This is a genomic window from Trichocoleus desertorum ATA4-8-CV12 (assembly GCA_019358975.1).
GTDB lineage: Bacteria > Cyanobacteriota > Cyanobacteriia > FACHB-46 > FACHB-46 > Trichocoleus > Trichocoleus desertorum_A.
This window is the reverse complement of record JAHHIL010000001.1, coordinates 316,454-340,966: the sequence shown is the minus strand read 5'-3', so window position 1 is coordinate 340,966 and position 24,513 is coordinate 316,454. Positions and strand designations below refer to the sequence as shown.

Genomic DNA, 24,513 nt, shown 5'->3' with positions numbered 1-24,513 from the left:
GTTGTTGACTCACCCAGTCCTGCCCTCTCGTCACTCAAAGAGCCTCCATGGTAAAAACCCCAACTAAGCCCCTTGGCTTCCAAGAGTTCGTTGCAGTTCCCCCAGATGCCGATTACAGGTTGCCTGACTTCACGAAAAAGCAGCGAGGGCGGCAGGTCTGTGGAAAGGTCGCAGAAATGTCAATTGTCGGTGTAGTCGCTGAGCTAGCTGCTCTAATTTATGGAGCTAAGACAATTTTAAGTTCAAAACGATCGCACCAATAGAATCGACGGCACAGTGCTAACTCATCAATTCCTGTTTAGTCAAGGGTGATGCTGCTTTAGGGGCGACGCACTTACTTAACCCTCAAAATCAAACTTCTAGCGACCGAGCAGTTTTACGCAACCGATGCCACTAAAGTAAAGTCCCACAACCGCACCCCCTAAGAGGCTTTGTGTCAGCGGATCGGTGGAGGGGGTCAGAACGGCACCGAGAATGGCAGCGCCTAGAATGACATATCGCCAACCTGAGAGCATTTGAGCTGAGGAGACGATACCGATTAGACCCAGCAGTAATTGGATCACGGGAATCTGAAAGGCTAGACCTGTGCTAAACAGCAGCAGCAGGACAAATTCGAAGTAGCGATCGATAGACCAAAGCTGCTCCACGACATCTGCGCCGTAGTTAATGAAGAAGTTAAGGGCAGCGGGAATCAGGGCGATGTAGGCAAAAGCAAGACCTGCCGCAAACAGGACACTGGAACCCAGCACAATCGGCCCAATGAATCGTCGTTCACGCCGAGTTAAACCGGGCAAAACAAACTGAATAATTTGGTAGAGGATGAAGGGACTGGCCACTAGCAAACCGCTGTAACCCGCAACTTTGATGGAGACAAAAAAGTATTCGCCTGGAGCGAGTTGCAGAAATTTGACCCCTTGAGCAGGAACTTCAAGTAACTGGACGATGGGCTTGACTGCGGCGAAGCAACCGATAATCCCTATGACTGCGGCAATTAGGGAGTAGAAGATCCGTTGCCGCAACTCTTCTAAGTGATCGAACAAAGACATTTCGACTTCGTCGGGTAATTCGTCGAAATAATCGGGTTCGTCTTCACTAGCGGGGGGGTTGGGTGCAACGCTCAGGTCTTGTGAGGCTGCGGGGTCTGAATTCAGGTCCAAACGCTGCTCGGATGCAGTCTCTAGTTCTGAGGGAGCCGTCATGGGTTTGCGTCAGTTCAGGGTTTGTTGACTATTGTATCTGGTGTCTCTGGGTGATTCGTCTGTGACACTCTGGGGTTGTAAGTAATGATTTATCAGAAATCCGAGCCTTGGGGGCACTCGCCCCCAAACCCCCGCTGAGGGACGGTTGCGTCCCCCAGACCCCCTGCAAACGAACGTAAGTGTGGGTGTTTCGAGTCTTTCTTGTTTCTAACTCTAACTTCTGGCTCCTGACTTCCAACTCCTTACTTTCATCCCTCATCTTTCATCTCTCATCCCTCATCTTTCATCTCTCATCCCTCATCCCTCATCCCTCATCCCTCATCCTTTTCAACTCTGTCGGGTCATGAGCGGAAACGATTTCTACCGTACCTATCTGGTGTTGTTTCAGTTGGCGCAAGCGGTCTTGGTTGTGGAGGCGGGCTGGGTTATCGACTGCGCCAATTCGCTGAACTAAGGCTAGACCGAATGGGCAATGGTGATCGGTGGGGTGCATTTCTTGGTGGAAGTAGTAGGCGTCACCTACATGTAATAACCAGCCTGTTGGAGTTTGGACGGCGACGCCTGTATGTCCGTGAGTATGACCGAGGAGGGGGATGAGTAAGATTTCTGAGGGTAATCCAGTCAGTTCCTGAATGCACTCGAAGCCAAACCAGCGATCGCCTTGGATTTGATACCGTACCCAATCGGGATTATGTTGCCATTGCAAGGGGCGATAACGATAGCGATCGCGTCTGGTTTTGGGTTGGGTGGCGGCGAGGTATTCGGTATCGAGTAGATGCACTTTGGCTTGGGGAAAGTCAGCGATGCCGCCTGCGTGATCGAGGTCTAAATGGGTGAGGATGATATGCCGCACGTCATCGCGGGAGAAACCTAATTGCTCTACCTGATGAACTGCTGTTTCTTCTGGGATGAGTTGTGGCCCCGCTAAAAACAGGAAAGTATTGCTTAGTCTCTGTTGAGGTTCAGCAATGTCTCGTAAGCCTAAGCCAGTATCGACTAAAACTAAACCAGCCTCGGTTTCGATTAACAGGCAGTGGCTTACGATGGGGACACGGTGGAATAAACCGCCTTTACCACCGATTAATCGACCACCCAAGATACATTGCGTGGCACAGTTGAGGTGATGGATTTTCATGCCTTCAACCTAGCGTTTCGTTGATAGATCGGATCAGTTTTAAGGGGATGGCTGGTAGTCACGATTCTGGCATTGAGTAGACAGAATTGCTTGGACAACCGCTAGACTATGAGACAGTGCAAATGTACTCTGACTCTCCAGTAAATGAGTGTTGCATTGCCGTTTGAATGATCCCGTTGCAACTTAGCCTCAAAAATTTTCTCAGTTACCGCGAAGCGACTCTGGATTTTCGGGGTCTGCATACGGCTTGTGTCTGTGGCCCCAATGGGTCGGGGAAGTCTTCACTATTGGAAGCGATCGCTTGGTCGTTGTGGGGGCAAAGTCGCGCTAGCTCTGAGGATGACATTATTCACTTGGGTGAGAAGGAAGCTCAGGTGGATTTTACGTTTCAGAGTCATCAGCAGATCTATCGGGTGATTCGGACGCGATCGCGAGGGCAGGCGAGTTCTCTGGAGTTTCAGGTGGCGATCGCGGGACTAAATGGTGGCAGTGCAACCCCAATGTTTCGGCCTCTGACGGAGCGGGGGATGCGGGCGACGCAACAGTTGATCTTGGATCACCTGAAGCTGGACTATGAGACGTTTGTTAATTCTGCTTATTTGCGGCAGGGTCGTGCCGATGAGTTCATGCTGAAGCGGCCCAGTGAACGCAAGCAGATTTTGGCCGACTTGCTGAAGCTGGATCAGTATGATGAGTTGGCGGAGCAATCGAAGGATTTATCGCGGCAAGCCAAGGGGCAAATTGACTTACTAGAGCGCAGTTTGGAGTCGATTCAAGAGCAAGTGCAGCAACGAGAGGCGATCGCTCAAGAACAAGCGTTGCTGGAAGCAGATTTAGCGGCGATGCAGGCGACACAAACGGTGAACCAGGAGCAATTGCAGCAATTGCAGGCGATGCAACACCAGCGCCGCACTTGGGAACAACAACTGACTTGGCAGCAGCAGCAACAACGCAACCTCGGTCAGGATTATCGGCGGTTGCAGCAAGATCTACCCAGTGCTCAGCATCAGGAGCAGGAGTTGGCGGCACTTCTGGGGCAAGAGGAGGCGATCGCGGCAGGTTATGCGCAGTTTCAAAGTTTGCAAGCGCAAGAGGAGGAGCAATCGGCTAAGTTTCAGGCGCACCAGTCGGCGCAGACTCAGCGGCATCGCTTGCAGCAGCAGCAAGTGCAGCAGATTGGTGAAATTAAAGATCAACTGCGCCAAGTGGAAGCTCAGCTAGAGGCGTTGCGGCAACAAGATCAGGACGTGCAGCATGTCTTGAGCAAGGCGGCTGAGGTAGAAACTGCGATGGAGCGCTTACGGCAGGCCCGCGCTCGGCTGACAGAAATGGATCAGTTACAAACTCAAGTAGCGCCACTGCTCCAGCGCCAACACCAACTCCAAAGCCAGATTGAGCGCGCCCAAGACCGTCTCACCGCGCGTTTGGAAGAGTTGCGAACCACAGCGCGGCAGTTTCAAGCCCAGCAGGCTCGCCAACCAAAGTTACAGCAGGCGGTTCTGGAAGTGGCGGAGCAGATTGACTATCTAGAGAAACGGCAAGTTTACCAGCAACGGGTGCGGGAGAAGGGACTAGAACGGCGCAGTTTCTTGGAACGGTTGCAGGTACATCAGCGCGACTACGAAGTGCAACTGGCAGAACTAGAGAACAAAGTCCAACTGTTGCAGCAACCCAATGCGGCTTGCCCCCTCTGCGATCGCCCCCTAGATGAGCATCACTGGGAGTTGGTGCAGCAGAAAAATCAAGCGGAGCATCAGGAAATTATTGATCAGCTTTGGGTGGTGCGAGAGCAGCTCGCTGTCTCAGATCGTGAAATTCACGTGCTACGCCAGGAATATCGCGACTTAGACCGAGAACTGGCTGAGCACAAGAGTTTGCTGGAGCGACGGGGGCAACTGCAAGAGCAACTGCAAGTCAGCTTAGAGATGCAGGAAAAGCTGCAACAGGTGCTAGCGGAGCAGGAAAAGCTGCAACAAGCCCTGAGTGCAGGTCACTATGCTACCGAGCTTCAGGAAGAATTGGCGCTTTTGGAGCAGAGCTTGCAGCAGCTCAACTACGACGATCGCAACCATGCTTTAGCCAAGGGAGAGGCAGAACGCTGGCGCTGGGCGGAAATCAAGCAAGCGGAAATTAAGCAAGCCCAACGTCGCCAGGCCAACTTAGCGGCTCGTCAACCAGAGCTAGAAGCCCAAATCGCGACCCTACAACAGCAATTGGAGCAACAGCAAACCGATTCACCACTGCAACAGTCGATTAATGACCTTGATCAGGCGATCGCGGAAATTGGTTACGACTTGGAGCATCACAATGCCCTGCGAGTCCAGGTGCGCCAAGCCCAAGGGTGGCAGTTTCGCTATCAATCTCTGTGCCAAGCGCAGCAGCAGCAGCCGCAAGTGCAGCAACGCATCACCGAGCTAGAGGAATTGCTAGAGGGGCGATCGCAACAGCTCCAGCAGGCCACTACGCAACTGGATCAACTAGTCCAGCAGTTAGAGCAAATGGCTGATCCAGCTGAGCAAATTCGCGTCCTGGAGCAACAGATTCAACAGCAGCAAGCTCAACTCAATGGCCAAATAGCTCGGATGGGTCGCTTGCAACAACAACAGCAGCACTTAGAAACGTTGCAAGTGCAGGCGGAATCGCAGCAGCAGCAACTCCAAGCGTCAAGGCGGCAATATCGGGTCTACCACGAACTATCCCAAGCTTTTGGTAGAAATGGCATTCAAGCGTTGATGATCGAGAATGTTTTGCCACAACTGGAAGCAGAAACCAACCAAATTCTGGCTCGACTCAGCGCCAATCAATTGCATGTGCAGTTTGTGACGCAGCGGGCAGGACGCGGTAAGGGTACTAAAGCTAGCTCTAAGCTGATCGACACCCTGGATATTTTGATTGCGGATATTCGGGGCACCCGTCCCTACGAAACCTATTCGGGGGGTGAAGCTTTCCGGGTGAACTTTGCTATTCGCCTTGCTTTGGCCAAACTCCTAGCGCAACGCTCTGGCACCGCTTTGCAGATGTTGATTGTAGATGAAGGCTTCGGCACTCAAGACAGTGAAGGTTGCGATCGCCTGATTGCTGCGATCAATGCGATCGCCTCGGATTTTTCCTGTATTTTGACTGTCACCCATATGCCTCACTTCAAAGAAGCCTTTCAAGCTCGGATTGAAGTTCACAAAACCGAGTCTGGCTCTCAACTACACCTGTCGCTCTAAGGACCGACACCCTCAAGGGTGCGGCTACTACAACAAAGGCTGCCTACGCAGCCTCGGAAAATGTGGTTCTATGAGTTGGCGATCGCGCTGGGTAACGCAAAGGTGCCATCCGGTTGTGGGGGCCAGGGTAACACTTGGGTAACGGCATCTAAATTAAGGGGGCCGTAAATGTGAGGGTACGCTTCATCCCCCGCGATCGCTTCGTATTTGATCGCGGCTGAGCGCTTCCCTAAACTATCGGCCTACATATTATCAACCGCAACCAAAGCGCCATATCCCAAACCCAGAATTCCCACAAGCAACAAGACTAGGGTGAACAAAGGGTTGAAGATCCACAAAGCATTGACTAACCAACACAGCAAGCAAGTCAGCAGGAACAGGACCACCAGTTCCATGAAAAATGTGAAATACACCATAACCCCAATTCCATACCAGCAAAAAACGCTAGAGAGAGAACTATCTCCTCTAATCCTAGAAAGGGGTTGGTAGTAATGCCTTCATCTAAGCGGGAGAATTATTGGGATCATTTTGAGGGTGGTTCTGGGGGAGATACTCTGGGGGAATCGGTTTGTCGCTCTGCTCATCGTCCCACAGCAGGTTAGTAATCCACCAGCGATCGCCATAACGCATCAACTGAATACTATGAATGCCACGAGCCGAGGATGAGCGATAGTCAGTGACTAAGCGAGTTTCAAAGGTGCTGAAGACTTGAGCAATATTGCCAAAGGTTTCGGTGCGACGAGCCAACTCTGCCTCGATAAACTCAGTCAAGATACCAGCTTGAATTTGCTGGATCAAACGGGCTATGAAGGTTTCCACATCCATCGTATCTATGACATCTGTTTTGACATGAATCAGATGGGCTCCCGGCATAAACAGAGAGCGCAGACGGTTCGAGTTGGGCTGCTCCCCAGCGCCAAAAGAAATCGAATCGTAAAGTGCCCGAATGATGCTGTCTATTGAATCAACATCAGCAAACTCAGAAGTTGGGATAGGCTGTGGTTCCTGCACCATAGTTTTAGTCCACACTCGTAAGCCAATAGATTGGATAGTTCTGTTCTATCTCTTCTGCCTGCCATTAGCCAAACCGGATAGACAAAATCAGCTATGTTATCAGTCCTTGGAGGCAGCAGGAATGTTGGGAGCGTAGCGATCGCTCATGCCAAACACCCGCCGCACAATTGGCTTCATCACTCCGGGCACCACATGAAAGGCAGCAGTCCAGAAGTTGGCCGTTCCCACCAAAACATCCTTTTTGCGATGCTGAATCGCCTTGCGGATCGCTTTCGCCACATCTTTCGGTGTTTCCAGTAATGGGCTGTGAAATGTTTTATACATAAACTCATGGCGATTGTCAGCATCTTCACCCCGAAACAAGGCGCGTTCATATAACTGAGTGTGAATGAAACTGGGATAGATGCCACAAACATGAATACCTTTTGGCGCTAACTCCGAGCGCAGCGACTTGGTGAGGCCAGTTACGGCATACTTGCTGGTGGTATAAGGCACTTGGTAGGGAACTGGGTCGATGCCACCAATTGAGCTGAGGTTCACAATCATGCCACTTCCCCGCTCTAGAAAGTGGGGCAGGATCGCATGAATGGTATAGATGTAACCCCAAAGATTTGTTTGAATCACCTGATGCCAATCATCTAGCGAAGCCGCTTCTACAGGCCCCATATAGTAGACACTGGCATCGTTGATCAGCACATCAATCTGGCCAAAGTGAGCGATCGCCTTCTGCACCAAATTCTCTACTTGGTGCGGGTCGCGCACATCGGTGGGAATTGCCACTGCTTGCTGACCCAAACCTTGCACCTCTGCGGCTGCGGCATTCAAGCGATCGGGTTCACGAGCCGCCATCACCAAGTCGTACCCATGACGCGCCAATTCCAACGCCGTCGCCTTGCCAATGCCTTGAGAAGCACCCGTAATCAGAGCCGTTTTTGCCATAGCAGTTAGCCAGAGAAATTACCTTAAACTGCCAGTATCAGCAGCCTCAACTGCCTAGCGTATCGAAGCAACAGACTGATTTCCTTAGCCTCAAGGTGGAATAAACTCAGTTGTGGAACTTCTACTGGTAAACTTGCTTAAACTTAAAAGTATTGAACCGGAATATCAGCAGTGGTCGCCAATTTCAGTAGCAGCTATATTTCTCCAGAAGCTTATTTAGCAGAAGAAGAAAATAGCCCTGTGAAACACGAGTACAGGGATGGGCAGATCTATGCAATGGCAGGTGCATTGTGCGCTACCCTCGATTGATCGTAGAAGTCCTATCAGACACGACTGAAGCCTTCGACCGAGGTGATAAGTTTGCAGATTACCGCCAGCTTGAGAGCCTTCAGGAATATATTCTGGTGAACCAAAAGCGCATGAGTGTAGATGTCTTCCACCGCAACCAAGCAGATCAGTGGGTGCTAACTCCCTACACCAAGGGTGCGGGGATTCAACTCGCTAGCATTGATTTTCAGCTTGCGATCGCGACTCTCTATGAAGACGTGACATTTACGAGCAATAGCCCCTAAGCGCAAGATTTTATTCTGCGGTGATGATGGCTATTTTGCCTGAGGCGATCGCAACTGTAATAATCTGCGAATCAATCAAACGAGCTTCAGCCGGGAAAGCACCTGTGCCAGGGTTGACGGGATAGGCAGGGAAGCAAGCTGCACTGATGCTGAGACGCAGAGCATGGCCTTGGGCAATTTGTACACAAGTCGCTTGCAGCGGGATGCTCAAAGGGGTGGTGGTTTGGCCCGGATTCACCCGGATGTAACCTTGGGTCAGATTGTAGACACTGCCATTCGATTTGACTTCTGATAGCACGACACAAAGGTCAAAACTGGGTTGATCAGCGGTGCAGTAGATTTCTGCGATCGCCTCACCCACAATATGCAAGTCTGCGGTTAAAGGGGCTGAGGTGTAGGTGACGACATCAGTACGACAATCCAAAGCAGAGCGATCGCATGATCCCGCTGGGATAGAAGCGTGACCCCCTAACGCTGGGACAGGTCGCCAAGGATCATGGACAAAGACATCGGGTACATTTGGAGCGATCGCGGTGGGAGGAGTTTCTACCAAAGCCCCTGCTTGGTCATCCAAATTAGCCAGACCATTACTTGTCAGAAAGTAAACTTTTGGTTTTCCTTCAGGCCATTGCTCAAAAAAGCTCCACTCATTACTACCCATCTCAAACAAGCGGACAGGTAGTTCGTCCTGCAATCCTGTGTCGATGCCTTTGAGGAAGTGGTCAAACCAGCGGATTTGTAGGGTATCAATCGGGCTGTTGGCTTCCGGGCCATAATCGATCGCGCCCAACTTACGGCCCCAAGGCAAATGTGCCCACGGCCCCACCACCAAATGCTGCGGAGATTGGCTGCGATCGGCCAAATCTTGATAGAGGTGAAGCGTCCCTCGCAAGTAGGGGTCAAACCAGCCACCAATATGCAACATCGGCAAATCAATATTTTGATTCTGCATGTAGGTTTTGGGCGAAAGCTTGGCCCAGTAGTCATCCGGTGCGGCATGCTCTAGCCAAGCGTGGTAGAAAGATTCCGGCGCTAACTCTTTCAAAATATTGGGACGAGCGGGGATTGGATCGTGCAACGGTAAGTTGCGAGCAGCAGCGTAAAGCTTTTGGAATGCCGCTTCATCGCCTCGCAATCTGGCAGTTTCAGCCGCAAGTTGAATCGCCCAGCCCATGTTTGCCTGTAAGCAGAATGTCCCATTTTCATAGGCCCAATCACTGTAGAGGTCGTAGCCAATCATGCTAGGGCAAAGCGCTTTCAAGGCAGGGGGACGGGCGATCGCGGCATACAACTGAGTCATCCCCTGATAAGAAAAGCCATACATTCCCACTTGGCCATTGCTTCCAGGTAATTCTGCCGCCCAATTGACCGCATCAAACCCATCCTCAATTTCGTGGGCAAACAAATCAAACGTACCTTCAGACGTGCCTCGCCCTCGCACATCCTGAATCACCACAATGTAGCCCTGGGCCGCATACCAACTGGGATGAGCATAAACCACCGTTGAAGCGATCGCCCGCCCATAAGGTTGCCGCATCAATAAAACCGGAAACTCACCCGTCGCCTCAGGCCGATAGATATCTGCATCCAACCGGACGCGATCGCGAGTCAACATTGAAGCGGTTTCTTTTGACTTCCAACTCCTCACTCTCTCCTCACCTTTTCATCCTTCATCCCTCATCCTTCCTATCCTCCCTCATCCTTCCTCTCGCCCTACCAACACATCCGATCGCTGCAATACTGCCCAATCTTCTTCGTCTAGCTCAACGGGAATGCCGCTGCGAATCAGTTCGGCAAAGTCTTCGTTGGGTACCATGACACAGAGGGCGTACAGCCGACCCGGGCCTATGTTTTCAATAGCGTGGGTACCTGTGGGCGGGACCAAAATACTGTCACCCGTCCGAATCGCGACAGCTTTGCCATCACAGTGGGCTAGTCCTTCCCCTTTCAAGATAAAAAACATCTCTACGGCAAATTGATGTCGATTGGGTGGGGTTTTGCCACCAATATCAAAAATCTCCACACACATAGTCACAGATGTATTGGCAATATTGGGATCAAACACGATCGCCAAGCGGTTAGTATCTTGAGGACTGATGCGAAAAGCTTGATAATCGCTGGGGGTTTTAGCAACCGGAATCACACAAGCATTCATGACGTTAGACTCCAAGGTTGAGTGGGGAAGATAGCTATTAACTAGCTGCTAATCGTTTTAATGCCATCAATCAGGGCGTGAGAGTCACTGACGAAACCGAAGCACTGCTTGACGTTGTAGAGGGTGGCTTGCCAGCAAAAATCGGGAGAGGTAGTGGCCGTACAGTCTTGCAGCAAGATGCAGTCATAACCTAGAAAGTTGGCATCTTGCAGCGTTGCCATGACACATTGATCGGCATTGACTCCGGTAAAAAACAGGGTAGTTCGACTCAGGTTTCGCAGGACACTATCGAGCGGGGTATCCCAAAAGCCGCTCATGCGGTACTTATCAACGGCAATGTCTTCTGGTTTGGCTTCTAGGTCATCGACAACGGCTGCGGCCCAACTGTCTTTCATCAGCACCGGGGCACCATTGGGCAAGCGATCGCCCAAGCCGACACCGTCACCCGTGGGGTTGTAGACGTGGCGAGTCGCAGGACTGATGTTCGCCAAATCAGGGCGATTGCCCCAGTTGAGCCAAATCACTGGAACTTTAGCGTTGCGTAAGACGGGCAGCAATCCTTGCAACGGGGCGATCGGCTGTCGCGCTGGGCTAACGTCTACGCCAATAGAGGCCAGCCAACCGTCGGGATGACAAAAATCATTCTGCATGTCGATCACCAGGATCGCTGCTTTAGTGAGGTCTAAGCGTAAAGTTTTGGTGGCAGTAGTCAGTGTAATCGGTTGGGGATCAAGCGAGGGACGGGTGAGGTCAGCGATCGCAGCATCTACATACCAAGCATTGGGGGGTACTCCGAGCGATCGCAGCAATGGATGATTCATAAATAGTTAGCTATCAAAATAGTTTGCCAATAACCTAAACAGACTGGGATGAATCGAGTAATGATAGCCTCACCTTAAACGGCTTTCCTGGTTGAGACAGCACTTTTTAATACAGGTTGATTTTTAACAAAGACTGAATTCTATCTCTCTGCACTATAGGCAACGAATTGCAGTTCCAGGCATAAAAAAGCGTTAAGCTTACAGCCTCAATCAGCAGCGAGCAAGATACATTCTTGCCTCTTGTTCCCTAAGATCGAAAAGGAGTTGAGCGCCCGCAAAACATTATTTGGGTCAGGCCTGTGAGCTTTACAATTCAAAATGTTTTAAGTCCAGTTGACCAAACTTATGAGACAGTTGATGTCCAAATTACCGCAGGACGAATTGCGGCGATCGGTTCTCAACTAGAAGTGGTCGGGACGGCGGTGGATGGTCGGAATAAACTGCTGTTGCCAGGGTTTTTCAACGCCCATACCCACTCTTCGGAAATGTGGCAGCGCGGCATCATTCCGCCCGTCCCCTTAGAGTTATGGATCGCTGAACTCTATGAGTTTTCGCCGCTCAACCCCGAACAAATTTATCTGAGCGCTCTGGGCACTGCGGTTGAGACCCTACTTTCGGGGGGTACCAGTGTTGTTGACCACTTAGTTTTAATCCCCGGACAAGAACTAGAAACTGTGGCTGCGGCAGTTCGAGCCTATCGAGAAGTTGGCATCCGAGCCTTTGTTGCGCCTCTGATCCAAGATGAAGCTCTCAGCGCTGGAGTCCCCTCTGGAGGAAAAGCCATCGAGCACGACTCCTACCTCCGCTCTACAGCAGCAACACTAGCATTGGTTGAGGAGATGGTGCGGCAGTTTCATCAACCAGAATCAGGCATCAATATTTTGGTGGCACCGACTGGGATTCAGCTTTGCTCCGATGCGTTGTTTCAAGGCTGCATTGAGTTAAGCGATCGCTACCATCTCTGTCGTCATGCTCACCTACTCGAAACCAAAGCCCAAAAGCTATTGGCGCAAGAAAAATATGGCTGTAGCGCGGTCGAACATCTGCAACAAATTAGCTACCTCAGCGATCGCACCTCCTTGGCCCACTGTGTTTGGTTAGAAGATACCGATATTAAAATTCTGGCGGAAACGCGCTCAACTGTAGTTCACAACCCTCTAAGCAACTTACGCTTGGGCAGTGGCATCGCTCCCATCCTGAAATATCGCCAAGCTGGGATCAATGTCACGTTTGGTTGCGATGGTGCGGCCAGCAATGACTCCCAAGATTTACTAGAAGCGATCAAGATTGGCTCTCTTCTCCACAACATTACCGATCTCGACTACCAGCACTGGATTACCCCCCGCCAAGCGATCGAAATGGCTTCTCTAGGAGGCGCAAAAGGGTTGAATGTTAGCGATCAACTAGGTTCTTTGACTGTGGGTAAGCAAGCAGATTTGGTAATGTACGACCTCACCAGCTTGTCCTTGCTGCCCCGCACTGATCCCATCGGGTTATTAATTTTGGGACGGCCTACGAATGCAGTCGATAGTGTGTGGGTAAAAGGCGATCGCATTGTGGCAGCGGGCCAAGTCACCACTATTGATGTGAACGATCTGCGACAACAGTTATTCCAACACAGCGAATGGATTACCCAGCGGCGATCGCAGAGTTTGCAACAAGTAGAAGCTCGTTATCGCTCAGTCATGGGGCTTTCAAAGTCATCACCAGGTTACTCGTGACTTCTGTTAGCCTCCTAGCCCACAGCCTAGACAGAAACGAAGTTCTAACGCGAGCTAAGCCCAAAATTCAACTAATCCTAATCTTTGCACCGCTCAAAAAATATATCTTTAGGTAGTAGCAAGACCTCATAAATATAGCCGCTTAGAATTCAAGCTGTTTGTTTTGGTTCCGTGTTTTCCCGTACAATTTTGAGCCGACTCTCTCCGGAAGTTACTTATCTCGCACGTGTATCTATAACTATGTTGGTGCCGAGCTTGGTTAGGGTAAAACTTTCTCTAGCTACTTCTACGCCTAGCACAACTGCCAATCTAGAATATAGCAATCCTTTTTGATTCTTCAATGGGGTGCAGGGGTAAAACCCTTGCGTGGGGGCTTCACCCCCACCCCCTGTTTCCAATCCATTTAGGATTGCTATAGCGATCGCGGTTCAGACTGAGCTTAGGATTTTTCCCATCGCATTCTGCGAACCGAATCTCTCTCCGTATAGGTGTATTCGTAAAGTATCCTAAGGCATTCTGAGTTTGTGCAAGTTACATACCATACTGACTGCAATGATGTAGAAGTAATGCGGAATCTTCAGCTCTTCTACGTACGAATGTTTCTGTCAAGCTTTCGGTGCCTATTTCTGTAAATTCTATTAACGATTGCCTCTCATTCGACCTTGCCACTTATGATTAACTGTCCGAATTGTGCTCACGCCAATCCAGATGGAGCGACTCAGTGCGAGGCTTGCTATACACCCTTGCCTGAAACCATAGCTTGTCCTAACTGTCAGGCTGCTGTTTCTGCGGGAGCTGAGTATTGTGGTCAATGCGGCTATGCCATGCAAAGTGCTAACCCCGCTAACCAACCTGTGCCTCAAACCATTGTGAACCCACCAGCGCCAGTTCCAGTCGCTGAAATACAGCACAATCCGGTGACTCCTGCTATGGCTCCACCACCGCCGATTGCAGTTATGCCCGATGCTACCTCAGCGCCACCACCCTTTACTCCGCCTGCGACGGCTGCTAAGACTCAGTTACAGCAGTTCATGGCGCGGTTGCTCCATGTTCAAAGTGATACGGTGCTAGAATTGCCCCTTCACTTGGATGTCATCCACATTGGGAAGCCCAACGATCGCATTCCTCCAGACTTAGATGTATCGGGTTTTGCAAATTCTGATATTGTGTCCCGTATTCATGCGGATATCCGGGCTGAAGGAGATGCCTACTATATAGAGGACGTGGGCAGTTCTAACGGTACTTATGTCAACAACTTGCCTTTGCGCCCCGGCGATCGCCATCGGTTACGGGCAGGCGATCGCATCTCGCTAGGTAAAGGCGATCGGGTCACCTTTCTGTTTCAAACGTAACCTCTCTCACAGGTAGGGGCTGCAACCTAGATAAGAGAAGTTAGGAAGCTAGGTACCCATAGTCCCATTTACATCATCCTAGAGCTTGGCAGCAATGACGGGAATTTGAGGCAGTTTGATCATGCTTGTTTGTCCCCAATGTCAGTTTGAAAACCCCGATAGTAATAACTTCTGTCAGAAATGCGGTACTTCTCTAACCCAAAAAACTTGCCCTGAATGTGGTAGTTCAGTTCCATTTGATGCCAAGCAATGCCCATCTTGTAGCACGACGACTGCGACTGTGTGGCAAGCGATCGTTTGCGGACAAACAGCAGCCAAAACAGACGATGTCCCGACTTGGGGCTACCTAGATGCAAAACAGCGTTACCAACTGCTAGAGCCTTGGCCTCCTCAAAATGGGTCGCAACAGGATATGGCCGTGAAGGTACTAGACTGTCAACCGTTTCAGATGTCGATCTTAGAAACGCTGTTCTATCAGGTTTACAGTGACACTGAGAGTGACACTAAGGCCAATGCCGCAGCGACTGAAACTGCTACTGAAATTAATGCCGACGCAGCTTCTGAGGTGTGGGTAGAGGAGAGCCAGCCCGCCACTAGCGCTGTCACAACGACCCCAACAAATCTAGAAGACATAGCCGCGATGGCAATTCCGGCGATCGCCGAACCTTATTTAGCTTTACAAGCAGAGTTTTATCACACCCTGCCTGGCGTACATGACGCTTGGCAACAAGACCAGCAGTCTGTATTACTGCTAGAAGATCGCTCTCACTTGCCGCTACTCGCTGATTTATGGTGTGAGAGCCAAGTTTCGCCATTACAGATTTTGTATTGGCTTCGCGAGATTTCCGAGATTTGGGATGTCTTAGCAGCTTGGCATTGCTGTCAGAGCTTGCTAGAACTGAGCAACTTGCGAGTTGATGAAGACCAAGTATTCTGTCTACAGCGCTTATATGGCGACCTTGACGGCACCTCTCCCACACTGCAAGATTTAGGCAAGTTCTGGCAGGAGTTGTTTGACCAATCGCAGCGCACTCAAGTAGCTTCATTAGCCCTTTTGTTGCGTGACTTGCAAGAAGCTAGTATTCAAACAACCAACCAGCTCCGTGTCCGCTTACAAGCGATCGCTCAAGAACTCCAAAGCGCCTTTACCGCACCTATGATGAATCCCGAATTGTCTGCTCCCGACTTCATGGATGATGCTAGCCCAGAAAACCCAGCGGATAGTGTTTCCCCTCATACCCTGGCAGCAGACCCAGATGGCACTTCAGAGAGTAGCCACAACAGCCCCCTCAAACAGTTGTCCACTCTAGCGGACTTGGAGGACAGTAGTGCCGATGACGCACCCACCGTGGTCTTACCCATGCAATTAGTGAGCCTCGAAGATGCAGGCCGCACGGATATTGGTCGGCAACGAGAGCATAACGAAGACTACTTCGGCATTCATACCAAACTGAACAAAATTGAGAGCCCTCAGGGATGCACAGTGCAAGCGAAGGGGCTGTACATCCTATGTGATGGCATGGGGGGTCATGCTGGCGGAGAAGTTGCCAGTGCACTAGCAGCCAATACATTACGAGATTATTTTCAAACTCTTTGGCTAGAGCCACAAAGTTCAGAAGCAGAAGCGGAGCGACGAGAGCAATCACTACCCACAGAAGCAGAAATTCGGGAGGCCGTTCGTCTCGCCAACCTAGCTCTGTATGACATCAATCAACAAAACGCCCGCTCTGGCAGTGGTCGCATGGGAACCACCCTCGTTTTAGTTTTGATTCAAGGGACAAACGCAGTAGTCGCCCATGTCGGTGACAGTCGGATCTATCGCTTGAGCCGTCGCCAAGGGTTAGAGCAGGTCACTGTTGACCATGAAGTCGGCCAACGAGAAATTCAACGAGGCGTTGAACCGGACATTGCCTATGCTCGCCCCGACGCTTATCAACTGACTCAAGCTTTGGGGCCACGAGATGAAAACTTTATTAATCCCGATGTGCAATTCCTCGACCTAACTGAAGATACCTTGCTGCTGCTCTGCTCAGATGGTCTCTCAGACCATGATTTGATAGAAACCCACTGGCGTAGTCACTTAGAGCCTCTACTCAGCTCTCAGGCCAATCTAGAGCGGGGAGTGACTCAGCTGATCGATTTGGCAAATCAATACAATGGGCACGACAATATTACGGCGATCGCTATTAGAGTCAGAGTACGGCCCAATCTCGCTCAACTGCGGCAATCTGCTGGTTGAGTCACAAGCCTAAAACATAGCTCTTACCTTACAATAGGAGCCTAGATTGCTACCTATCGCGGCAAGGATTTCCCGATGTGGTTACCTTGACCTTATTAGACCTCCAAGCTCTGGTTCCCCCGCAACGCTGGTGTTTTGAGCACGAGTCAATGATTCGCATTGGTCGCTCTCCTGACAACCATGTGGTGCTCAATAGCACCCTTGTCTCTCGCTATCATGTAGAACTGCGACGAACAGACACGGCTAATCTCAACAGTTCCTGGGAAGTAATTAACCAAGGCAGAAATGGGACCTTCCTCAACGGAATTTTAGTCACCCAAGGGTTGCTGCTAGATGGGTCTGTGTTGCAGTTGGCTCATGGTGGTCCCACGCTAAAGTTTCAAATTCAGATCACCACAGCTCAACCCTATCGTCCTGCGGTGCTGGGGTGTCCTCACTTGGGCAATCCCTCGGAGAACCTTTTTTGCATTCACTGCGGTCAGCCTTTGCAAGTGGAGCGACAGATTCGCCAGTATCAGCTTCTGCGTCCCCTAGGGCAAGGAGGCATGGGTACTACGTATTTAGTTTGGGACGAGGCTCAAGCTGCGATCGCTCAAACGGCTCAGGGCCAAGCCAAGAAATCACCTTTGCGGGTGCTCAAGGAAATGAATGCTGATATGGCCAAGATCGCTAAAGCGCAAGAACTATTTGAGCGCGAAGCCCGAATCTTGCAAACTTTACGTCATCCTGGAATTCCACAGTTCTTTGATTACTTCGTGGAGAATGACAGCAAATACCTGGTCATGGAAATGATCCAGGGGCAAGACTTAGAAAAACAAATTTATCAGCAAGGCCCGGTGAAACTCAGCCAAGCCCTGGAATGGATGATTCAAACCTGTCAAGTTCTGGACTATATGCATAGCCAGCACCCTCCCATCATTCACCGAGACATTAAACCCGCGAATTTGATGGTGCGCCATCACAATCAACAAATTGTGGTGCTGGACTTTGGAGCGGTTAAAGAATTTGGCACCCCGTTGGGCACCCGGATTGGAGCAGAGGGCTATAGTGCTCCAGAGCAAGAGCGAGGGCACCCTGTTACCCAATCGGATTTGTATGCGATCGCTCCAACTCTAGTATTCCTAATCACCGGAGAACCTCCCTATGGGTTCTACCGAAAGCGAGGCTCTGAGTACCGCTTTCGCCCAGAAGGAATTCCCACGATTACACCACGCTTACAAGCGGTGCTGGAACAAGCCACTCACCCGAAAGTAAGCGATCGCTACCAAACAGCCCTAGAGCTGGCACAAGCGTTGGCTAGGTGTCTTTAAGTCGATTACGCTTCGTCTATCAGTCTTCGTCCCAAGCTTCAACCTCTAATAGGTCGTTGACTGGGTCTTGCATAGTGAAGTCGTAAGCTTGGAGTTCTTGCTTCCAGTAGGGCCACTCGTCGCCATAAAGAAAGGCAATTTTCCAGATGCTGTCCGTTGGCTTAATCAGATTCGACTCCACCAGTGAGCGCACCTGACGCTGCAACTTCACCATCGGCTGAATAACCTGTTGGTTCATAACACTTTTCGTCATCGATAAATTTTGCAAATACTTCTAATCAGCAACTTCCCAGATAAAATCAGCACCTACGCGTAGATCTCCGTGCCGAGGGAAAGTCTTATTCCAATTTCTTAATATAGCACAAGTGTTAGAAAGTGCCAGCCCTTAGCCAAAGATTTTTGAGTAATCTAACTTAATTTCTAACCTAATTAGCGATCGCAGTGTCTTCTGGGTAAGCGCGAGTGCTGGGAGCCAGTGTAATTAAGTCTTCAATATTGAGGAGCATGGTGCTACAAATAGCGTCTAGCGGTAGGTCATTGGCATCGCGACCAAAGGGATTCTCAATCTCAATGCCAATTTCCTCAATACCAAACAAAGTAAAGCTAATCAGCGCCACGATGGGGCCTGTAAACCAGCCAATCTCGCTCACGAGGGGGAAGGGCAACAACAGGCAATAAATTAATAGCAACTGTTTTAAGTGGATGGCATAAGCCATTGGAATCGGAGTTTTAAGAATACGTTCGCACCCTCCTAAAGCGATGACCATTTCATCTAGTAACCGATGCATATTAGCCAGTTGGTAGGGGTTCAGGCGATCGCAACTGAATTGGTCTTGTAGATAATCCCCAATCCAGAAGGCAACTTCTAGCGGGGGATGGTTCATTTTCTGAAGCTGGAGATATTGCGATCGCTGCATCAAAGGCTCTAGTTCGCCGTTAATCGGTTCTTGGCGCAGATGCAGTTTGGTGGTCACGGCGAAAGCAACGAGTAAGCGTAGGGCCGCAATTTTGTTGGTACGGTCTTGCGGGCTTTCCTCCACCACACCAATCCAAATTTGACGGGCCAGATTTCGCACTGTATTGACCAAACTACCCCAGCACTTACGCCCTTCCCAGAAGCGCTCGTAGGCAGTGTTCGTCCGAAACACCAGCAACAAACCTAAGACAATGCTAGGAATTACATTGGCGAAAATTGGCTGGGCGACAGGTAAACCGAAGCGAAACAAAACAGAAATGAAAACGCCGAAAAAACCACATAATAGGGTGCGAGGAAAGACAGACGGAATGACTGAACCTTTTAGCTGCAAAGCCATTCGCAGCCAACGTCGTTTTTCCAGTGCCATGCAGCTTTAACGTTGTAATAGTTACATTCAGCTAGTCTACCCGTTCTAGCTGCCAGAGAATCTGGTTGCCTTCTCGACGCACCCGTGAGACCACCCAGTTGCGCCAAACCCAGTTATCACCTCGGCTGGTAACGGCGCTGGCATTGACATCCATCAAGTCTGCCAACTCGGAACTACTAATTAGATAGCCTTGCTTGGCAATCTCGTCTGAGATGCGGAGCGTTTCAATTAAGTTGCGAAGTTGGGCAACGCGAACCTCGCGGGGCAAGTTATCGAGGTTTTCTACAGGAGCGGGGGCAATGGAATCTGTCATGGTCACATCCATCGTAGAAAGCTCAGCAAGATTGACACTGGATTGTACGGTGTTAGGGCTAGCAATGTCAGTTGTGTCTGATTCAGATGTGGTAGTTGTGGGCAACCCTGGGGCTGTAGTCGTAACTAAGGCTAATTGTCGATCTTTCGCATTATGAGAAGCATCATGAGCGTTGGATGTTTGCGGCGATCGCTGCTTGAGGGCAACGGGCTTGCCTAAGGAAAAGCTACGAGCGATCACATCGCAGCGTTCATTCCCTACATCTCCGGCATGACCGCGAACATATCGCCACTCTACCTGCTTCGAGTTCAGTTCATCCAGGGTTTGCCACAAATCTTGGTTCAAAACGGCTTTGCCTTGCGCGGTTTTCCACCCTTTTTTCTTCCAACCTACGACCCATTTGGTGACACCGTTTTTGACATATTCGCTATCGGTGTAAAGGCTAATTGGTTCAGTTTGTTGTGTAGTAGCCAGAAATTCTAAAGCGGCGATCGCGGCTTGCATTTCCATGCGGTTGTTGGTGGTTGCTGCGGCTCTGCCCCCCAGTTCCTGCATTGAGCCGTCGCTGAAATAAGCGACAACACCCCAACCACCGGGGCCAGGATTGCCAGAGCAAGCTCCATCGGTGTAAATGCTTTGAATTTTGGCAGAGTCAGACATGAGCAACGCACAACGCAAAGGATGATCTTAATCGAAGATCTGAACAAAGAGAGGGGCGATCGGATGCTACCCCGTAAGCTTCACCAGCACCTCTGTAACTAACTCAGTGCAGACTAGCATTGATCTATCACCTCATTGCCAGCAGTCTAATCGGAGACAGTGACAAGATGCTAGCGCAACTGATCCAGGAATTAGAGCAAGAGTATCAGGGATGGCTGGAGCAGGATGTTTACCTCCTAATGAGCGGAGTGAGTTGGCAGCACTACGAGCGATTGCTCCAAAAACTAGAAGATAATGCTTCGCTACGCCTGGTTTATTTGGATGGAGTGCTGGAGATTGCGTCACCGAGTCGCCGTCACGAAGGCATTAAAAAGCGGATTGCCACTTTATTAGAAGCCTATTTTGAGGAAACTGATACGGATTATTTTCCCCTTGGTTCAACCACGTTTCGTAGTGAGGAGCAGCGGGGTGGTAGTGAACCAGATGAGAGTTATTGCATCGGGGCTGAAAAGCCCATCCCGGACTTGGCGATAGAGGTGGTGTTGACAAGTGGAGGAGTCGATAAGCTGGCAGTTTACCAGCGCTTGGAGATTCCTGAAGTTTGGTTTTGGCAAGACGACCAGCTTGTGGTTTATTGCTTGCGAGGAGAGCAATATGAACACAGCGATCGCAGCCAGTTACTTCCTCAGTTGAGTTTAGAAACTTTGACCACCTACATCAACCATCCCCAATCTCTTGAAGCAGTTAAGGAATTTCGGCAAAGCCTTCGCGCAAATTTATAGATTAGCCCCATCAGTTCCCCAATTCTGGGGCAGGGTGGTTTCAAGGTGGAGAGAGAAGTTGAAATGCGTTTTGACTCCCTGCACTGCCCCCTCAGTCCCCCAATTCTGGGGGAAGTAAGAATCCAGTTCCCCCCAGAATTGGGGGGTTAGGGGGGCTGGTGCTGAGGCGATCGCTGCCTATCGAGCTTGGGCAAGCTAAAACAGGATTGACGGCCAGATTTGAGAATTGCGGCATGAATGAGTCTGATTTAGCGCGAGTTCAGGCATTTTTGAGCAATTGGAAAGGCTCTAGTGGCGACGAGAGAGCGAATAAAGACTCATTTTTGCGAGATTTGTGTGTAGCGCTGGGAGTTGTGCCGCCGCCCCCCAAAGGAAGTGTGGCAGGCGATCGCTATTGCTTTGAGAAAGATGTAAAAATCCCGCATCCTAGTGGCAAGGTGACGACGGGGTTTATTGACTTTTACAAAACTGAGCATTTTTTGCTGGAGGCGAAGCAAGGGGGCACGATCGCGGGGAAAGGGATGGCAAAGCGGGGCACTGCCACCTACCGCAAGGAAATGGAAAAGGCGTTTGTGCAGGGGTTGGCTTACACGCGCAATTTAGACTCGAAGCCGCCGTTTTTGCTGACTTGCGATATTGGTTCACACTTTGAGGTCTGGTTGGGGTTTAGTGGTGACTATGGCGGATATGGGGCGCGGCGCGAGATTTTCCTTGACCAACTGTTAGAGCCAGAGACGTTTGATTTCTTTGTAGATGTTTTTACTGATCCGCAAAAACGCAACCCCGAAAAGATTGCCGCACGGGTGACGCGAGAGGTGGCGAGTGATCTGGCGGAGTTGGCAAAGCTGCTAGAAAAGCAGCATGAACCGCAGTTGGTGGCGCATTTCTTGATGCGGTGTCTGTTTACGATGTTTGCGGAAGATGTGGAGTTGCTGAAGGAACACATTTTTACGCAAGCGTTGGAGGAGCGTTGGCTCCCAAAACCACGCACTTTTAAGGCAGAAGTCGAGGCTTTCTGGCAGACGATGAATGCTGGGGGTAACTTCGGGTTTAATACGATTCCCCGGTTTAATGGCGGGTTGTTTGCCGATGGCTCAGCGTTGGATTTGACGGCAGAGCAGCTACAGGTACTGCTGAGAGCAGCGAAGAAGGATTGGCGGCATGTGGAGCCTGCGATTTTTGGCACGTTGCTAGAGCGAGCGCTAGACCCGAAGGAGCGGAGCAAGTTGGGGGCACACTACACGCCGAGATCTTATGTGGAGCGGTTGGTGCGTCCGGTGGTGATGGAGCCGTTGCGCGATCGCTGGGATTTGGTGCAAGCGGAGGTAAAGCAAGCGCTGGATAATGGCGACCAAGAACCGACGAAAGCTCAGAAAAACAAAGCGATCGCGCTAATTCAAGATTTTTTGCGGGAGCTGCGAGAGGTGAAGATTCTTGACCCTGCTTGTGGTTCGGGGAATTTCTTGTATGTGACGCTGGATTTGCTGAAAAGTTTGGAGTCTGAGGTGTTGCGGCGTTTGGCTGATATTACGGGTCAGGCGCAGTTGGTGTTGGATTTTGAGCAGGTAAACCCGTCGCAGTTTTTGGGGATTGAGCTAAACCCCAGAGCAGCGGCGATCGCTGACCTCGTAATCTGGATTGGTTATTTGCAATGGCACTTTAAGCGTTTTGGTGAGGTGGCTCCACCGGAACCGATTCTGCGGGAGTACCACAATATTGAGTGTCGGGATGCAGTACTGGCTTATGACGGTAAGGAACCCGCGATCGATCCGGTGACGCAACTACCTCGAACTCGCTGGGGTGGTCGCACGATGAAGCATTCGGTGACAAGTGAAGCGGTGCCTGATCCATCAGATCAAATCCCAATTTATCGCTACCTCAATCCTCGCTCTGCAACCTGGCCCCAAGCGGATTATGTGATCTCAAATCCGCCGTTTATTGGCAATGCCCGAATGCGGGAAATGCTGGGGGATGGCTATGCTGAAACGCTGCGATCGCTCTACAAAGATGTGCCTGAAACGGTTGATTATGTGATGTATTGGTGGCACAAAGCGGCTGAATTAGTGCGATCGAGTGAAATTCAACGGTTTGGATTTATTACCACCAATAGTATTCGGCAAGTCAGACAAAGAAGCGTTATTGATTTTCACCAAAATGAGAAGAATCCGCTTAAGTTGTTTTTTGCAATTCCTGATCATCCTTGGACAGATCAAGGGGCTGCTGTCAGAATTGCGATGACTACTGGAGAAGCGGAAGGCACTCAAAAGCTTATAAGAATTTCTCAATTAGGAATTGTTGTAGCTGAGGCTGAGGCAAGGGTTCCAGAAGATTCAGCTGACAAAATCAGCATTCAATGGCAAAATGTCGGAAAGATTTTTAGTGGACTACAAGCTGGGGCAGATATTTCTAATACTCATCTATTAAAAGCTAACAGCAATATTTCCAGCCGTGGGGTAATGCTATTTGGGTCAGGATTTATTCTTGATGAAAATGATTTCTTAAAAGTTGAATCCGAAGTGCTTTTTTCGTATATCAATGGTCGAGACCTATTGCAGAAATCCCGTAATGCTAAGGTTATTGATTTATTTGGACTAACTCTTGACAAAGCTCAAAAGGGTTATCCCAAAGCGTACCAGTGGATATTAGAGAAGGTTAAACCAGAAAGAGACGCTAATCGAGACAAAAGCCTACGTGAAAACTGGTGGATATTTGGTCGCCCTAGAACTGAAATCAGAACAGCCTTAAAGGGTTTGAGGCGATACATTGCAACTGTGGAGACTAGTAAACATCGAATATTTGTCTTTCTTGATGCAAGCATACTTGCAGACAATATGTTGGTAGCGATCGCTCTAGAGGATGCTTACTTCTTAGGTGTACTTTCGAGCCGAGTTCATGTTATTTGGTCGTTAGCAGCAGGTGGAACACTAGAAGATAGACCACGCTACAACAAAACTCGTTGCTTCGATCCGTTTCCATTTCCTGACCCAACGCCAGAGCAAAAACAAAAAATTCGAGAATTGGGTGAGAAATTAGATAGTCATCGGAAGCGAGTTCAGGCAGTGCATCCAGACGTGACCATTACCGGGATGTATAACCTGCTGGAAAAGCTGCGATCGGGGCAAGCATTTACCGATAGCGATCGCGCCTACAACGACAAAGCCCTCGTTTCCACCCTCAAACAAATTCATGATGATTTAGATGCAGCAGTATTCGAGGCGTATGGTTGGGCAGCAAACCTCTCCGACGACGAAATCTTAGAAAAATTAGTCACCCTTAACGCCGAACGCGCCGAAGAAGAACGCAACGGGTTAATCCGCTGGCTACGGCCTGAATATCAAGCACCGCAAACCATCGGAGCCGCGACTGAAACTACAGTTCAAGGTGAAATTGCTGGAGTTGAAGTTGAGAACAGCAGCGCAGAAAGCCCCCTAAATCCCCCAATACTGGGGGACTTGGAAGATCCGGTTCCCCCCAGCATTGGGGGGCTAGGGGGGCAAGTCGCGTGGCCCAAGAAACCCAAAGACCAACTCGCTGCCATTCGAGACTTGTTGCGAACCAACGGCGGTGAATGGACAGTGGAGCAAGTCGTGGCGCAATTCAAAGGAGCTGCCCGGAAAAAACAAGCGATCGCTGACCATCTGGAAAGCCTAGAATCCCTCGGCATTTTAGTCAGCCACACCGAAGCGAATGTCGTCCGTTGGCACTACGCCGAACTACAACAAGCCAGTTAAGAAACTTTCTAT

General features: G+C 50.2%; 20 protein-coding genes and 1 pseudogene. 9 read left to right on the top strand and 12 right to left on the bottom strand.

Annotation, left to right across the window (positions count from 1 at the left end):
• The first annotated feature begins 47 nt into the window (after positions 1-47).
• Positions 48-263 carry a hypothetical protein gene (locus tag KME12_01550; GenBank protein MBW4486452.1) on the top strand — a complete coding sequence of 72 codons (216 nt, stop codon included), beginning with the start codon at positions 48-50 and terminating at the stop codon, positions 261-263.
• A gap of 96 nt (positions 264-359) precedes the next feature.
• On the opposite strand, the gene tatC is transcribed toward KME12_01550, so the two are convergent.
• Positions 360-1,199 carry a twin-arginine translocase subunit TatC gene (tatC, locus tag KME12_01545; GenBank protein ID MBW4486451.1) on the bottom strand — a complete coding sequence of 280 codons (840 nt, stop codon included), beginning with the start codon at positions 1,197-1,199 and terminating at the stop codon, positions 360-362.
• A 304-nt stretch (positions 1,200-1,503) separates the two neighbouring features.
• Positions 1,504-2,334, bottom strand: a complete 831-nt coding sequence (locus KME12_01540; protein MBW4486450.1) for an MBL fold metallo-hydrolase — start codon at positions 2,332-2,334, stop codon at positions 1,504-1,506.
• A 167-nt stretch (positions 2,335-2,501) separates the two neighbouring features.
• Between KME12_01540 and KME12_01535 the strand changes: the two genes are divergently transcribed.
• A complete protein-coding gene (locus KME12_01535) occupies positions 2,502-5,549 on the top strand; it encodes an SMC family ATPase (protein MBW4486449.1) in 3,048 nt (1,015 codons plus the stop codon).
• Positions 5,550-5,617: 68 nt separating this feature from the next.
• Here KME12_01535 and KME12_01530 read toward each other — a convergent pair whose 3' ends face one another.
• The 4 genes from KME12_01530 to KME12_01515 all read right to left on the bottom strand — a co-directional run bounded on the left by KME12_01530 (position 5,618) and on the right by KME12_01515 (position 7,502).
• Positions 5,618-5,761 carry a DUF952 domain-containing protein gene (locus tag KME12_01530; protein ID MBW4486448.1) on the bottom strand — a complete coding sequence of 48 codons (144 nt, stop codon included), beginning with the start codon at positions 5,759-5,761 and terminating at the stop codon, positions 5,618-5,620.
• A 30-nt stretch (positions 5,762-5,791) separates the two neighbouring features.
• Positions 5,792-5,944, bottom strand: coding sequence for a hypothetical protein (locus KME12_01525; protein ID MBW4486447.1), 153 nt, complete (start codon positions 5,942-5,944; stop codon positions 5,792-5,794).
• 106 nt (positions 5,945-6,050) lie between these two features.
• Complete coding sequence (locus tag KME12_01520; GenBank protein ID MBW4486446.1) at positions 6,051-6,563, bottom strand: hypothetical protein; 513 nt, start codon at positions 6,561-6,563, stop codon at positions 6,051-6,053.
• A 99-nt stretch (positions 6,564-6,662) separates the two neighbouring features.
• Positions 6,663-7,502, bottom strand: a complete 840-nt coding sequence (locus KME12_01515) for an SDR family oxidoreductase (protein ID MBW4486445.1) — start codon at positions 7,500-7,502, stop codon at positions 6,663-6,665.
• Positions 7,503-7,673: 171 nt separating this feature from the next.
• On the opposite strand from KME12_01515, the pseudogene KME12_01510 reads away from it, so the two are divergent.
• Positions 7,674-8,074: pseudogene (locus KME12_01510) on the top strand (Uma2 family endonuclease).
• A gap of 10 nt (positions 8,075-8,084) precedes the next feature.
• Here KME12_01510 and KME12_01505 read toward each other — a convergent pair.
• From KME12_01505 to KME12_01495, 3 genes are all read right to left on the bottom strand, one after another.
• Positions 8,085-9,689, bottom strand: coding sequence for a CocE/NonD family hydrolase (locus tag KME12_01505; GenBank protein ID MBW4486444.1), 1,605 nt, complete (start codon positions 9,687-9,689; stop codon positions 8,085-8,087).
• An 81-nt stretch (positions 9,690-9,770) separates the two neighbouring features.
• Positions 9,771-10,229 carry a cupin domain-containing protein gene (locus KME12_01500; protein MBW4486443.1) on the bottom strand — a complete coding sequence of 153 codons (459 nt, stop codon included), beginning with the start codon at positions 10,227-10,229 and terminating at the stop codon, positions 9,771-9,773.
• A 41-nt stretch (positions 10,230-10,270) separates the two neighbouring features.
• Complete coding sequence (locus tag KME12_01495; protein MBW4486442.1) at positions 10,271-11,050, bottom strand: cysteine hydrolase; 780 nt, start codon at positions 11,048-11,050, stop codon at positions 10,271-10,273.
• A 299-nt stretch (positions 11,051-11,349) separates the two neighbouring features.
• Here KME12_01495 and KME12_01490 point away from each other — a divergent pair, with 299 nt between their 5' ends.
• The 4 genes from KME12_01490 to KME12_01475 all read left to right on the top strand — a co-directional run bounded on the left by KME12_01490 (position 11,350) and on the right by KME12_01475 (position 17,672).
• Positions 11,350-12,771 (top strand): amidohydrolase, encoded by a 1,422-nt coding sequence (locus KME12_01490; protein MBW4486441.1) that lies wholly within the window; start codon positions 11,350-11,352, stop codon positions 12,769-12,771.
• 671 nt (positions 12,772-13,442) lie between these two features.
• Positions 13,443-14,123, top strand: coding sequence for an FHA domain-containing protein (locus KME12_01485; GenBank protein ID MBW4486440.1), 681 nt, complete (start codon positions 13,443-13,445; stop codon positions 14,121-14,123).
• A gap of 121 nt (positions 14,124-14,244) precedes the next feature.
• Positions 14,245-16,362 carry a serine/threonine phosphatase gene (locus KME12_01480; GenBank protein MBW4486439.1) on the top strand — a complete coding sequence of 706 codons (2,118 nt, stop codon included), beginning with the start codon at positions 14,245-14,247 and terminating at the stop codon, positions 16,360-16,362.
• 77 nt (positions 16,363-16,439) lie between these two features.
• Positions 16,440-17,672, top strand: a complete 1,233-nt coding sequence (locus tag KME12_01475) for a protein kinase (GenBank protein ID MBW4486438.1) — start codon at positions 16,440-16,442, stop codon at positions 17,670-17,672.
• Between the two features lie 19 nt (positions 17,673-17,691).
• Here KME12_01475 and KME12_01470 read toward each other — a convergent pair whose 3' ends face one another.
• The 3 genes from KME12_01470 to rnhA all read right to left on the bottom strand — a co-directional run bounded on the left by KME12_01470 (position 17,692) and on the right by rnhA (position 19,988).
• Positions 17,692-17,910: a DUF4327 family protein gene (locus KME12_01470; GenBank protein ID MBW4486437.1), complete on the bottom strand. Its 219-nt coding sequence runs from the start codon at positions 17,908-17,910 to the stop codon at positions 17,692-17,694.
• A gap of 187 nt (positions 17,911-18,097) precedes the next feature.
• Entirely contained in the window at positions 18,098-19,015 is a 918-nt protein-coding gene (locus KME12_01465; protein ID MBW4486436.1) for a hypothetical protein, read from the bottom strand.
• 31 nt (positions 19,016-19,046) lie between these two features.
• Complete coding sequence (gene rnhA / locus KME12_01460; GenBank protein ID MBW4486435.1) at positions 19,047-19,988, bottom strand: ribonuclease HI; 942 nt, start codon at positions 19,986-19,988, stop codon at positions 19,047-19,049.
• Positions 19,989-20,155: 167 nt separating this feature from the next.
• Here rnhA and KME12_01455 point away from each other — a divergent pair, with 167 nt between their 5' ends.
• Positions 20,156-20,770: a Uma2 family endonuclease gene (locus KME12_01455; protein ID MBW4486434.1), complete on the top strand. Its 615-nt coding sequence runs from the start codon at positions 20,156-20,158 to the stop codon at positions 20,768-20,770.
• 233 nt (positions 20,771-21,003) lie between these two features.
• Positions 21,004-24,501 carry a class I SAM-dependent DNA methyltransferase gene (locus KME12_01450; GenBank protein ID MBW4486433.1) on the top strand — a complete coding sequence of 1,166 codons (3,498 nt, stop codon included), beginning with the start codon at positions 21,004-21,006 and terminating at the stop codon, positions 24,499-24,501.
• Positions 24,502-24,513 lie beyond the last annotated feature (12 nt).